This is a genomic window from Streptomyces sp. NPDC032472 (assembly GCF_040636955.1).
Lineage (GTDB): Bacteria > Actinomycetota > Actinomycetes > Streptomycetales > Streptomycetaceae > Streptomyces.
In genome coordinates this window covers 1-13,049 of record NZ_JBEZVK010000030.1, presented here as the reverse complement: position 1 = coordinate 13,049, position 13,049 = coordinate 1, and the positions used below count along the sequence as shown (strand labels likewise).

General features: G+C 73.1%; 11 protein-coding genes. 10 read left to right on the top strand and 1 reads right to left on the bottom strand.

Annotation, left to right across the window (positions count from 1 at the left end; all coding sequences use genetic code 11):
* The first annotated feature begins 15 nt into the window (after positions 1-15).
* From pyrF to AB0F11_RS21130, 8 genes are all read left to right on the top strand, one after another.
* On the top strand, positions 16-846 hold the full coding sequence (pyrF, locus tag AB0F11_RS21165; protein ID WP_362176027.1) for an orotidine-5'-phosphate decarboxylase: 831 nt from the start codon (positions 16-18) through the stop codon (positions 844-846).
* A 303-nt stretch (positions 847-1,149) separates the two neighbouring features.
* A complete protein-coding gene (locus tag AB0F11_RS21160; RefSeq protein ID WP_008740406.1) occupies positions 1,150-1,473 on the top strand; it encodes an integration host factor in 324 nt (107 codons plus the stop codon).
* Between the two features lie 61 nt (positions 1,474-1,534).
* Complete coding sequence (gmk, locus tag AB0F11_RS21155) at positions 1,535-2,098, top strand: guanylate kinase (RefSeq protein ID WP_362175848.1); 564 nt, start codon at positions 1,535-1,537, stop codon at positions 2,096-2,098.
* Between the two features lie 69 nt (positions 2,099-2,167).
* Positions 2,168-2,440: a DNA-directed RNA polymerase subunit omega gene (rpoZ, locus tag AB0F11_RS21150; protein ID WP_004948662.1), complete on the top strand. Its 273-nt coding sequence runs from the start codon at positions 2,168-2,170 to the stop codon at positions 2,438-2,440.
* Between the two features lie 129 nt (positions 2,441-2,569).
* Positions 2,570-3,784 (top strand): bifunctional phosphopantothenoylcysteine decarboxylase/phosphopantothenate--cysteine ligase CoaBC, encoded by a 1,215-nt coding sequence (coaBC, locus tag AB0F11_RS21145; protein ID WP_362175845.1) that lies wholly within the window; start codon positions 2,570-2,572, stop codon positions 3,782-3,784.
* Between the two features lie 195 nt (positions 3,785-3,979).
* Complete coding sequence (metK, locus tag AB0F11_RS21140; RefSeq protein ID WP_362175842.1) at positions 3,980-5,188, top strand: methionine adenosyltransferase; 1,209 nt, start codon at positions 3,980-3,982, stop codon at positions 5,186-5,188.
* 60 nt (positions 5,189-5,248) lie between these two features.
* Positions 5,249-5,749: a hypothetical protein gene (locus AB0F11_RS21135; RefSeq protein WP_362175840.1), complete on the top strand. Its 501-nt coding sequence runs from the start codon at positions 5,249-5,251 to the stop codon at positions 5,747-5,749.
* 95 nt (positions 5,750-5,844) lie between these two features.
* Entirely contained in the window at positions 5,845-7,977 is a 2,133-nt protein-coding gene (locus AB0F11_RS21130) for a primosomal protein N' (protein WP_362175837.1), read from the top strand.
* Positions 7,978-8,182: 205 nt separating this feature from the next.
* Here AB0F11_RS21130 and AB0F11_RS21125 read toward each other — a convergent pair whose 3' ends face one another.
* Positions 8,183-8,704, bottom strand: a complete 522-nt coding sequence (locus tag AB0F11_RS21125; RefSeq protein WP_362175834.1) for a hypothetical protein — start codon at positions 8,702-8,704, stop codon at positions 8,183-8,185.
* 333 nt (positions 8,705-9,037) lie between these two features.
* Between AB0F11_RS21125 and fmt the strand changes: the two genes are divergently transcribed.
* Together fmt and AB0F11_RS21115 are read left to right on the top strand one after the other, a co-directional pair.
* On the top strand, positions 9,038-9,982 hold the full coding sequence (gene fmt / locus AB0F11_RS21120) for a methionyl-tRNA formyltransferase (RefSeq protein ID WP_362175831.1): 945 nt from the start codon (positions 9,038-9,040) through the stop codon (positions 9,980-9,982).
* An 81-nt stretch (positions 9,983-10,063) separates the two neighbouring features.
* Positions 10,064-11,524: a transcription antitermination factor NusB gene (locus AB0F11_RS21115; RefSeq protein ID WP_362175828.1), complete on the top strand. Its 1,461-nt coding sequence runs from the start codon at positions 10,064-10,066 to the stop codon at positions 11,522-11,524.
* Positions 11,525-13,049: the final 1,525 nt, after the last annotated feature.

Genomic DNA, 13,049 nt, shown 5'->3' with positions numbered 1-13,049 from the left:
CCCTCCGGGCGGCCCCTGCCGTTCGGTACCCGCCTGCGCTCCGCCATGGACGAGCGGGGCCCCCTGTGCGTCGGCATCGACCCGCATGCCGCCCTGCTGGCCTCCTGGGGCCTGAACGACGACGTCGCCGGTCTGGAGGCCTTCTCCCGCACCGTGGTCGAGGCGCTGGCGGACTCCGTCGCGGTCTTCAAGCCGCAGGCGGCCTTCTTCGAGCGGTTCGGCTCGCGGGGCCTGGCGGTGCTGGAGCGGACCGTGGCCGACGCCCGGGCCGCGGGCACCCTGGTGGTCATGGACGCCAAGCGCGGGGACATCGGCTCGACGATGGCCGCGTACGCCGAGGCCTTCCTCCGCAAGGACTCGCCGCTCTTCTCGGACGCGCTGACCGTCACCCCGTACCTGGGCTACGGCTCGCTGAAGCCGGCCGTGGACCTGGCCCGCGAGTCCGGCGCCGGGCTCTTCGTGCTGGCCCTGACCTCCAACCCGGAGGGCGCCGAGGTGCAGCGGGCGGTCCGCGGGGACGGCCTCACGATCGGCGCGACCATGCTGAAGCACCTGGCCGAGGAGAACGCGGGGGAGGAGCCCATGGGCTCCTTCGGCGCGGTCGTCGGCGCCACCCTGGGCGACCTGTCCTCCTTCGACCTGGACATCAACGGCCCGCTGCTCGCCCCCGGCATCGGCGCCCAGGGCGCCACCGCCGCCGACCTTCCGCGGGTCTTCGGCGCGGCGGTGCGCAACGTCGTCCCGAACGTCTCGCGGGGCATCCTCAAGCACGGACCGGACGCCGCCGCCCTGCGGGACTCGGCCGCCCGGTTCGCCGAGGAGATCCGCGAGGCCGTCTCCGCCTGAGCCGCCCGGACCGCGTGCGGTCGCAGGGTGGTCGTCGGGTGGTCGTCGTACGGTCTGACGAAAATCCAACGTCTTTCACCGGACAAAACCAGGGTGGTTTGTCCGTGATGTACGGTTCAGTGGAGGCTGACCAGGACTTTTCGTCCGTTCTCGCTGACTGGAGCGGCCTTGGCCGCTAGTCTCCGACCAGAGTGAACGAGCAGCGAACGAGTTCCACCGCTGTTCGGGCATTCGCCTGGTGTGGCGCCCTAGGGTTCCCCACCGGTCCGTATCCGACAGTTCGACATCCGAGGTGACGTAGGCGTGGCTCTTCCGCCCCTTACCCCTGAACAGCGCGCAGCCGCGCTCGAAAAGGCCGCCGCGGCTCGCCGGGAGCGGGCCGAGGTGAAGAATCGACTCAAGCACTCCGGCGCCTCCCTCCAGGAGGTCATCAAGACGGGCCAGGAGAACGACGTCATCGGCAAGATGAAGGTCTCCGCCCTGCTGGAGTCCCTGCCGGGCGTGGGCAAGGTCCGCGCCAAGCAGATCATGGAGCGCCTCGGCATCTCCGAGTCCCGGCGTGTTCGAGGTCTCGGCTCCAACCAGATCGCCTCCCTGGAGCGTGAGTTCGGCACTCCTGCCGGCTGACGCGTCGCCCGGAGTTCCTCCGGCGTTCTCAGGCAGTCCCGAGAACCTGGATAATCGCTCTATGGCAGCAGAGGTTCGTCCGCGGCTGACCGTGCTCTCCGGCCCTTCGGGGGTCGGCAAGAGCACGGTCGTCGCGCATATGCGCAAGGTCCACCCCGAGGTGTGGCTCTCGGTGTCGGCCACCACCCGCAAGCCGCGGCCCGGTGAGCGACACGGAGTCCACTACTTCTTCGTCAACGACGACGAGTTCGACAAGCTGATCGCCAACGGCGAGCTGCTGGAGTGGGCCGAATTCGCGGGCAACCGCTACGGCACCCCGCGCGGCGCGGTGTCGGAGCGCCTGGAGAACGGCGAACCCGTCCTCCTGGAGATCGACCTCCAGGGCGCCCGGCTCGTCCGCGAGTCGATGCCCGAGGCACAGCTGGTCTTCCTGGCCCCGCCGAGCTGGGAGGAGCTGGTCCGCCGGCTCACCGGCCGCGGCACCGAGTCCGCCGAGGTCATCGACCGCCGGCTGGCCACCGCCAAGATCGAGCTCGCCGCCGAGTCCGAGTTCGACACCACCCTGGTCAACACCTCCGTCGAGGACGTGGCACGTGAGCTGCTAGCCTTGATGGACGTTGTGTAACCGTTGATCGGTTGACAGGTGTGCAACCGGTCGATGTCTGATCTTTCATCCATCTTCGGAAGGTAGAGCGTGTCCTCTTCCATCACTGCGCCCGAGGGCATCATCAACCCGCCGATCGACGAGCTGCTCGAGGCCACGGACTCGAAGTACAGCCTCGTGATCTACGCGGCCAAGCGCGCGCGTCAGATCAACGCGTACTACTCGCAGCTCGGTGAGGGCCTGCTCGAGTACGTCGGCCCGCTGGTGGACACCCACGTCCACGAGAAGCCGCTTTCGATCGCGCTGCGCGAGATCAACGCGGGCCTGCTGACCTCCGAGGCCATCGAGGCCCCGGCCCAGTAAGGCACCGAGAAAAATCCTTGCACCACAGGCCCGGCAGCACACCTGCCGGGCCTGTGGTGTGTCATAGGTGTGTCACCCGCCGTCCCATCGGGCGGGTCACCGGGATGTGTCGCGAGAAGGGCGTGTGTGGTGCGTAAGCCGAAGGTCGTGCTCGGGGTCAGCGGCGGGATCGCCGCGTACAAGGCGTGCGAGCTGCTGCGACGGCTGACCGAGTCCGGACACGACGTACGCGTGGTGCCCACCGCGTCGGCCCTGAACTTCGTCGGCGAGGCCACCTGGGCCGCCCTCTCCGGGAACCCGGCCGGCACCGAGGTCTGGGAGAGCGTCCACGAGGTCCCGCACGTGCGCATCGGGCAGGGCGCCGACCTCGTCGTCGTCGCCCCGGCCACCGCCGACATGCTGGCCAAGGCCGCCCACGGCCTCGCCGACGACCTCCTGACGAATACGTTGCTCACCGCGCGCTGTCCCGTCGTCTTCGCCCCCGCCATGCACACCGAGATGTGGGAGCACCCCGCCACCCAAGAGAACGTGGCCACGCTGCGCCGCCGCGGCGCCGTCGTCATCGAGCCCGCCGTCGGCCGGCTCACCGGCAAGGACACCGGCAAGGGGCGCCTGCCCGACCCCGAGGAGATCTACGAGGTCTGCCGCCGGGTCCTGGCGCGCGGCGCCGCCGAGGCCGACCTGACCGGGCGGCACGTGGTGATCAGCGCGGGCGGCACCCGCGAACCGCTCGACCCGGTCCGCTTCCTCGGCAACCGCTCCTCCGGCAAGCAGGGCTACGCGCTCGCCCGCACCGCCGTCGCCCGCGGCGCCCGGGTCACCCTCGTCGCGGCCAACACGGCCCTGGCCGACCCGGCCGGGGCGGACGTCGTCCGCGTCGGGACGACAGTCCAGCTGCGCGAGGCCGTCCTCAAGGCCGCCGCGGACGCCGACGCCGTGGTCATGGCCGCGGCCGTCGCCGACTTCCGGCCGGCCGAGTACGCCTCCGGCAAGATCAAGAAGCAGGACGGGCAGGACCCCGCCCCCGTCGCGCTCGTCCGCAACCCCGACGTCCTCGCCGAGGTGTCCGCCGACCGGGCCCGCGAGGGCCAGGTCGTCGTGGGCTTCGCCGCCGAGACCGACGACGTCCTCGCCAACGGGCGTGCCAAGCTCCGGCGCAAGCAATGTGATCTTCTCGTCGTGAACGAGGTCGGCGAATCCAAGACCTTCGGATCCGAGGAGAACGAAGCGGTGATCCTGGGCTCCGATGGGGCCGAGGTGGCAGTGCCTTATGGTCCGAAGGAAGCCCTGGCGGACGTGATTTGGGACCAGGTGGCCGCGCGCCTCGCGCCGCGACGCGCGTGACCCACGGCCCTTCTCGAACCCGATTCCATGAGCCAGAATGGAGTGCCGCAGGTCACAGGGCTCCCACAACGCGAGACGGGTGGTCCGCCGAACGGTGGCGACCGATAAACTGCATTCGGAACGTGTCCGGGCGCAGCCCCCGGTAGTGTTTCGCCAAATGATCAGCCAGCAGCCGCTGCAACCCCAGGGAGCGATGTGTCCCGCCGCCTGTTCACCTCGGAGTCCGTCACCGAGGGCCATCCCGACAAGATCGCTGACCAGATCAGCGACACGATCCTCGACGCACTCCTCACCGAGGACCCGACCTCGCGTGTGGCCGTGGAGACGCTCATCACCACCGGTCTGGTGCACATCGCCGGCGAGGTGACGACGAAGGCGTACGCGCCGATCGCGCAGCTCGTCCGCGACAAGATCCTCGAGATCGGCTACGACTCCTCCAAGAAGGGCTTCGACGGCGCCTCCTGCGGCGTCTCGGTGTCCATCGGCGCGCAGTCCCCGGACATCGCGCAGGGCGTCGACACCGCGTACGAGAAGCGCGTCGAGGGCGACGAGGACGAGCTCGACAAGCAGGGCGCCGGCGACCAGGGCCTGATGTTCGGCTACGCGTGCGACGAGACCCCCGCGCTCATGCCGCTCCCGATCCACCTCGCGCACCGGCTCTCCCGCCGCCTGTCCGAGGTCCGCAAGAACGGGACCATCCCGTACCTGCGCCCCGACGGCAAGACCCAGGTCACCATCGAGTACGACGGCGACAAGGCCGTCCGCCTCGACACGGTCGTCGTCTCCTCGCAGCACGCGTCCGACATCGACCTGGACTCGCTGCTCGCGCCCGACATCCGCGAGTTCGTCGTCGAGCACGTGCTGAAGGAGCTCGTCGAGGACGGCATCAAGCTGGACACCGACGGCTACCGCCTGCTGGTCAACCCGACCGGCCGCTTCGAGATCGGCGGCCCGATGGGCGACGCCGGCCTCACCGGCCGCAAGATCATCATCGACACCTACGGCGGCATGGCCCGCCACGGTGGCGGCGCCTTCTCCGGCAAGGACCCGTCGAAGGTCGACCGCTCCGCGGCGTACGCGATGCGCTGGGTCGCCAAGAACGTGGTCGCCGCCGGCCTCGCCTCGCGCTGCGAGGTCCAGGTCGCGTACGCCATCGGCAAGGCCGAGCCGGTCGGTCTGTTCGTGGAGACCTTCGGCACCGCCAAGGTCGAGGTGAGCAAGATCGAGGACGCCATCGCCCAGGTCTTCGACCTGCGCCCGGCCGCGATCATCCGCGACCTCGACCTGCTGCGCCCGATCTACGCCCAGACCGCCGCGTACGGCCACTTCGGCCGCGAGCTGCCGGACTTCACCTGGGAGCGCACGGACCGCGTGGACGCCCTCCGCGAGGCCGCGGGCCTGTAACCGGCCCCCGCTTGCGGGCCCCGGACCACTGGTCCGGGGCCCTTCGCCTATTCTCCGGCCGTGGACGCGTACCGGAGGATGACGGAGCTGATCGAGTCGGCCTGGAAGGAACTCGCAGGCGCGGAGACGGGCCGCCGGGACCTATGCCTCGACGTCGTCGGCGACGTTCTGGAGACCGGCCGGCTGGTGCAGAAGGACGCCGAGCCGGTGGTCGAGCGCCTCGTCGCGGTCGCACTCTCCGACGAGCTCTTCCCGGTACGGGAGTCCGCTCTGCACGCCGTCTGCGGGGCCGCGATGCGGTACGAGCTGCCTTACCGGGTGGTGGAGCCGCTCGCCGACGTGGCGGACGGCATCGAACCCTTGCTCCTGGGGTACGTTCTGGCCGCCTTGGGCGCCACCCACGACGAGGCGGCGCTGCCGACCGTCGAGCGGTTCCTCGGCCATCCGCACCCCGGCGTGCGCGAGGAAGCTGCGCATGCAGCGGAGGAGCTGCGCTGGTGCCCGGAGAGCGCGACGGCGTTGCATCGGGCCGACGCCGCCCGACCGGGACCTGCGCACTAGCCGTGCTGTCCCCGGGGCGACCCCCGTCGCCGGCGGAGGCCTCGCGAGCGGCCTCGGGGGCCGGCGTTGTCGGTGGGCTTTGGTAAGAATGCGGTGTGAGCAGCGAGAACGAGGGCGGTCGGCGGGGCGGGGACGGGAGTCCCGGCGGACCGCCCGAGCAGCTCGCGCTCATCCGCGAAATGGTCGCCGAGGCGAAGGCCAAGGCCCCCAAGGCCAAGCCGCGCACCTGGCGGGGCGCCGCCCTCGCCCAGGACCTGCCCGTCGCCCGGGTCCTCGTCAACAAGGGTGTTCTGCACCTCGACCAGCTCTGGGACTACGCCGTCCCCGAGGAGCTCTCCGAGGCCGCGCAGCCCGGCGTCCGGGTCCGCGTCCGCTTCGGAGCCGGCTCCCACCACGTCCACGGCGGCCGCCGCGAGGGCGGCGGGCTGATCGACGGGTTCATCGTCGAGCGCCGCGCCGAGTCCGACTACACGGGAGCCCTGGCGGCCCTCGCCCACGTGGTCTCGCCCGAGGTCGTCCTCACCCCCGGCATGCTCGCCCTCGCCCGCGCCGTCGCCGACCGGTACGCCGGCAGCCTCGCCGACGTGCTCCAGCTGGCCCTGCCCCCGCGCAACGCCCGCGCCGAGGCCAAGCCCTCCCCGGCCCCCCTGCCCCCGCCCGCCGCGCCCGACCCGGCCGGCTGGGCCCGGTACGGCGCCGGCCCCGCCTTCCTGCGCGCCCTCGCCACCGGCGGGATCCCGCGCGCCGTGTGGACCGCCCTGCCCGGCCCCGGCTGGGCCGACGAGCTGGCCCGCGCCATGGCCGCCACCCTCGCCTCCGGCCGCGGCGCCCTCGCAGTCCTGCCCGACGGGCGGACCGCCGCCCGCCTCGACGCCGCCCTCACCGCCCTGATCGGCGAGGGCCGGCACGCCCTGCTCACCGCCGAGTCCGGCCCCGAGAAGCGCTACCGCCAGTGGCTCGCCGTCCACCGCGGCTCCGTGCGCGCCGTCATCGGCACCCGCGCCGCCATGTTCGCCCCCGTACGCGACCTCGGGCTCGTCGCGATATGGGACGACGGCGACTCCAGCCACAGCGACGACCACGCCCCCTTCCCGCACGTGCGGGAGGTGCTGGAACTGCGCGCCGTCAGCGACGGCTGCGGATTCCTCGCCGGCAGCACCAGCTGCACCGTGGAGGCCGCCCAGCTCGTCGAATCCGGCTGGGCCCGCCCGCTCGTCGCCGACCGGGAGACGGTCCGGGCCTGCGCCCCGCGCATCCGCACCGTCGGCGACGAACTGCTGGCCCGGGACGAGGCCGCACGGGCCGCCCGCCTGCCCAGCCTGGCCTGGGAGACCGTCCGGGACGGGCTGAAGACCGGGCCGGTGCTGGTCCAGGTCCCGCGCCGCGGCTACGTGCCCCGGCTCGCCTGCGAACGCTGCCGCACCCCCGCCCGCTGCACGGTCTGCGCCGGCCCCCTGGAGGCCCCCGACGCGCGGGACCTCCAGTGCGGGTGGTGCGGGCGTCCGGAGCCCGCCTGGCACTGCGAGGAGTGCGGGTCGTTCCGGCTGCGCGCCCAGGTGGTCGGAGCCCGCCGGACCGCCGAGGAGCTGGGCCGGGCCTTCCCGGCCGTTCCGGTACGGACCTCGGGGCGCGACCACGTCCTGGACGAGGTGCCGGACCGGCCTGCGCTGGTGGTGTCCACCCCGGGCGCCGAACCGGTCGCCGCGGGCGCCGGGTACGCGGCGGCGCTGCTGCTGGACGGCTGGGCGATGCTGACCCGGCCCGACCTGCGGGCCGGCGAGGACGCCCTGCGCCGGTGGATCGCGGCCGCCTCGCTGGTACGGGGGGACGGGCAGGTCGTCGTGGTCGCCGAGCCGACGCTGCGGCCGGTCCAGGCGCTCGTACGGTGGGACCCGGTCGGCCACGCGGTGCGCGAGCTCGCGGAGCGGGCCCAGCTCGGCTTCCCGCCGGTGTCCCGGATGGCGGCCGTGGCCGGGCGGGGCGAGGCCGTGGAGTCCTTCCTGGCCGGCGTGCAGTTGCCGCCGGATGCGGAGGTGCTGGGCCCGGTGCCGCTGCCGGGGCGGCGCGGGGAGCCGTCGCCGGGGGAGCGGGCCCTGGTCCGGGTCCCGCCGGGCAGCGGGGCCGCCCTGGCCGCGGCCCTGAAGGCGGCCCAGGCGGCTCGGCTGGCCCGGGGCGTCCCGGCCTCGGAGCGGGTCCGGGTGCGGATCGACCCGCCGGACATCGGCTGAGGCGGGGCGGGCGCCCGGGCGGGTCGGTGCCCGACGGCCGAACGCCCCCGACGGGGGCGGCGTGGGGGGCCGCTCCCGTCGGGGGCGCGTCGGAGGGGGCTCGGCCTCGGAGGGTCTCAGCCCCGGACGGGGCTTGGACTGGGCTCGGCCTCGGCGTCAGCCGTACCGGCCGGCGGGGGTCGGCGTCCCGGCGGCGGGCGGCGGATCAGCCGTTGCGGGGCCCGGGGAAGGCCGCGGAGCGGGACCCGGCCGCGGCCGCCTGGGACTCCTCGCGCAGCGGCTGCGGCGGCACCGAGCGGGCCGCGGGCACCGTCGGGAGCGGGCCGATGGTCCGCGTGGTGCTCCCCTCTGCCACCGGCTCGGCAGACTCCGCGGCCTGGGCGCGGCGGGCCCCGTACCTGCGGTGCACGGCCTGCTTGGTGACGCCGAGCGCCGAGCCGACCGCGTCCCAGGAGAAGCCGAGCGAGCGGTCGAAGTCCACGGCGGCGGTGACCAGCGTCTCGACGCTGTCCCGCAGCTCCTGGGCGAGGCGGACGGTGGGCGCGGGGGCCCGGCCATAGACGACGAAGCCCGTGGAGGGACCGGAGCGGCGCGGGCGGTACACGTTGCCGAGCTGGGCGGTGAGCGTACGCAGAGCATCCACCTGCCGGCGAACCCGCTCGATGTCCCGCACCAGGAGGTGCAGGCTGGCCCGTGCTTGGGCGTCGTGGGTGGCGTGGTCGGCCATGAAGAAGCCTCTCGAACCGGTGCTGAAGAGCGGATCGGGCCGCAGACACCGTTCTCGTCGTTCTGGTAGCGGCCCGGTTTCGGTCAATCTCTCTTGACCAACGCGCCACCGGGCGAGGAAGTCACGCACCGGGGGCGTGTCGGCATATGCGAGACGCGCGTGGGTGTACGTACGCCCCCTGAAGGGACGGATGAGGCGAGTGGGGCGGTTCGGCGGGGCAGCGGCGGGGCAGCGGCGCTTGTCCGGCCGGTCGGCGGCCCGGGCGGCCCGGGTGCGTACGAGCCCCATAGACTGGTGCGCTGCTGACAGCCGAGATAGCGAGGTAGGACCCCAGTGAAGCTCGTCTTCGCAGGCACCCCCGAGGTCGCCGTGCCCGCCCTGGACGCCCTGATCGCCTCCGGGCGCCACGAGGTCGCCGCCGTCGTCACCCGGCCCGACGCCCCGGCCGGCCGTGGCCGCCGGCTCGTCGCCAGCCCCGTCGCCGAGCGCGCCGAGGAGGCCGGGATCGAGGTCCTCAAGCCCGTCCGGCCGCGCGACCCGGAGTTCCAGGAGCGGCTGCGCGAGATCGCCCCCGACTGCTGCCCGGTCGTCGCGTACGGCGCGCTCATCCCGAAGAGCGCCATCGACATCCCCCGCCACGGCTGGGTCAACCTGCACTTCTCGCTGCTGCCCGCCTGGCGCGGGGCCGCCCCCGTCCAGCACTCGATCATGGCGGGCGACCAGGTCACGGGCGCCTCCACCTTCCGGATCGAGGAGGGCCTCGACTCCGGACCGGTCTACGGGGTCCTGACCGAGGAGATCCGCCCCACCGACACCAGCGGCGACCTGCTCACCCGCCTCGCCTTCGCCGGCGCCGGGCTGCTCGCCGCCACCATGGACGGCATCGAGGACGGCACCCTGCGCGCCGTGGAGCAGCCCGCCGAGGGGATCTCCCTCGCGCCCAAGATCACCGTTGAGGACGCCCGCATCGACTGGACGGCGCCCGCGCTGCGCGCCGACCGCGTCGTCCGCGGCTGCACCCCGGCGCCGGGCGCCTGGACCGTCTTCCGCGGCGAGCGGCTCAAGGTGATCTCCCTCGGCCTGGTCACCGACCGGACCGACCTGGAGCCGGGCGTGCTCGCCCCCGCCAAGAACCACGTCCACGTCGGCACCGGCTCGCACGCCGTGGAGCTGCTCTGGGTGCAGCCCCAGGGCAAGAAGCCGATGCGCGCCGCCGACTGGGCCCGCGGGGTACGCATCGCTCCGGGCGAGCGGCTGGGCGGGGCGGACGTAGGCTGAGAGCAGCCGTAGGCCGTGTCGTCGTAATTTGATTTCGCCTGCATCACCCCTTTTGTCTCGTATCTCCGGAGCACCTTTCACGTGAGCGAACAGCCCCGCCGTCGTCCCGCCGCAGCCGGCGGCAAGCAGCCCAAGCCGTACCGCCGGCCCAAGAAGGACCCGGTCCGGATGCTGGCCTTCGAGGCACTGCGGGCGGTGGACGAACGCGACGCGTACGCGAACCTCGTGCTCCCGCCGCTGCTGCGCAAGGCCCGCCAGAACGAGGACTTCCAGGCCCGCGACGCCGCGCTGGCCACCGAGCTCGTGTACGGCACGCTGCGCCGGCAGGGCACGTACGACGCCATCATCAGCGCCTGCATCGACCGGCCGCTGCGCGAGGTGGACCCGCCGGTGCTGGACGTACTGTCACTCGGCGCGCACCAGCTGCTGGGGACCCGGATCCCGACGCACGCGGCGGTCTCGGCCAGCGTCGAGCTGGCCCGGGTGGTGCTGGGCGACGGGCGCGCGAAGTTCGTGAACGCGGTGCTGCGGAAGATCGCGGCGCAGGACCTGGACGCCTGGCTGGAGCAGGTGGCCCCGCCGTACGAGGACGACGCCGAGGAACACCTCGCGGTCTACCACTCGCACCCCCGGTGGGTCGTCAGCGCGCTGTGGGACTCCCTCGGCGGCGGGCGGGCCGGCATCGAGGACCTGCTGGAGGCCGACAACGAGCGGCCCGAGGTCACGCTCGTCGCCCGGCCGGGGCGGTCCACGCCGCAGGAGCTGGTCGAGGCGGTCGGCGAGGACGCGGCGCTGCCGGGCCGCTGGTCGCCGTACGCCGTCCGGATGGCCGAGGGCGGCGAGCCGGGCGCGCTGGAGGCGGTGCGCGAGGGGCGCGCCGGCGTCCAGGACGAGGGCAGCCAGCTCGTGGCGATGGCCCTGGCGGCGGCCCCCGTCGAGGGCCGCGACGAGCGCTGGCTCGACGGCTGCGCGGGACCGGGCGGGAAGGCGGCCCTGCTGGGGGCGCTGGCTGCCGAGCGCGGGGCGTTCCTGCTGGCCTCCGAGAAGCAGCCGCACCGGGCGCGCCTGGTCGAACGGGCGCTGGCCGGCAACCCGGGCCCGTACCAGGTCATCGCCGCCGACGGCACCCGCCCGGCGTGGCTGCCGGGATCCTTCGACCGGGTGCTGATGGACGTGCCGTGCTCGGGGCTGGGCGCGCTGCGCCGCCGGCCCGAGGCGCGGTGGCGGCGCCGCCCGGAGGACCTGGAGGGCTTCGCGCCGCTGCAGCGCGCCCTGCTGCGGGAGGCGCTGGCCGCGGTGCGGGTCGGCGGGGTCGTGGGCTACGCGACGTGCTCGCCGCACCTGGCGGAGACCCGGGTGGTGGTCGAGGACGTCCTGCGCGGCCGCGGCGCGGGCGCCCGCCCGGTGTCGGCCGAACTGATCGACGCCCGCCCGTACATGCAGGGCGTCCCGGGCCTGGGCGACGGCCCGGACGTCCAGCTGTGGCCCCACCTCCACGGCACGGACGCGATGTACCTGGCCCTGCTGCGCCGGACGGCGTAGGGGCGGGGCGGGAGCCGAGGCGAGGGGCTTCGGCTGGCCGGGACGGGTTGGCCGCCCTGGGGGCCGCAGGGCGGCCGTCACGCGGTCCTGCGGCGGTGAGTGGGGCGGTGGCAACGGCGGGCAGCGAGCACCGGGACGGGTTCGGCTTGCTGGGCGGTGCCTTGTGGGAACGGGGTCACGGTGGGGCAGGGTCGGTGGGTGTCCGGGGGCTTCCCGGCCGCCCATTGTCCTTTCGGTTCGCGCCGGCTCGTCAAGGGCGCTCCTGCGTCGCGTCGCTGCGCGATCGCCTTCGGCGACCCTTGACAAGCCGACACGAACCGAAATGCCAAAGAGCTGCCGGGAAGCCCCCGAAGGATGGCCAGGGGGTCAAGTCCGTCCTCCACTCCCGTCAGAGACGCCGCTCTCCCGCCCCAGGTGCAGAATCCTTCCTTCCAGGACCATCACCGCGTCCCGGCACCGGGCATCCGGGTAGCCGAGCCCCCAGGGCCCGAAAGATGGCCCTCTCCGCAGCCGAGGGGCCCCAACCTGCACCAGACTTCGACAATATGACCGTCAGGAGCGGGGAGGCGCGCGAGATCGCTACGCGCTCCTCATTTCTCGGCGTCCGCCGGCCGTCCGTGGCTGGTGGCGCAACGGATCGCTACGTGGTCCGTCACGTCTCAGCGTCCGGCGGCCGTCTGGGGCTGGTCGGCGCCCTACGGCTACGTACTGAGGGTTAATCGGCGTCCGTGGGGCGTCCGTGGCTGGTAGGCGCGTCAGATGGGTACGCGCTGCCGGACTCTCGGCGTCCGACGGCCCTCTGGAGCTGGGCAAAGGCCGCCGACGGTCACAGCCTTCCCCCTCACAACGTCTGACGACGTCTCGACATGCGAGTCGAAGAAGAGCCCTTAGGTAATCGGATGGCAACTCTCGTGACGCCAGACTCCGTCTGACGCTCCTTCGCCTCCCACCTGGCATCCAAATGCGGACAAAACTCCCAGCGGCGGGGTGCAAGGGCACCCGTGACGCCGGCGCGTCGCCGAGGTGACAGAAGTGCGAAGCGAGCTGGCTCGCCCACCAGCCACGGACGGTCGTCGGTCGTCTGTAGGCCGGCAGTACGTAGCGATCTGACGCGTCTGCCAGCCCCAGGCGGCGGTCAGCCGCCGAGCAGTGAGGCAGTGCGTAGCGATCTAGTGCGCTACCAGCCCCAGACGGCCGTCGGGCGCCGAGAAAAGAGGAGCGCGTAGCGATCTGGGGCGTCTCCCCGCTCCTGGCAGCCATTTCTTCGTCGTTTCGTGCAGGTTGGAGCCCCTTGGCTTCGGAGAGGGCCATCTTTCGGGCCCTGGGGGCTCGGCTACCCGCATGCCCGGTGCCGGGCAGGGGTGGGGTCCCGGGAGGAAGGATTCTGCACATCGGGATCCGGGCTGCTCTCTCTGACGGGAGTGGAGGCTGGACTTGACCCCCTGGCCATCCTTCGGGGGCTTCCCGGCAGCTCTTTGGCATTTCGGTTCGTGTCGGCTTGTCAAGGGTCGCCGAAGGCGATCGC

Bases quoted from the DNA above. Each gene is read 5' to 3' on its own strand.
- gmk (WP_362175848.1), top strand. From the start codon at position 1,535: ATGGCAGCAGAGGTTCGTCCGCGGCTGACCGTGCTCTCCGGCCCTTCG.
- AB0F11_RS21125 (WP_362175834.1), bottom strand. From the start codon at position 8,704: ATGGCCGACCACGCCACCCACGACGCCCAAGCACGGGCCAGCCTGCAC.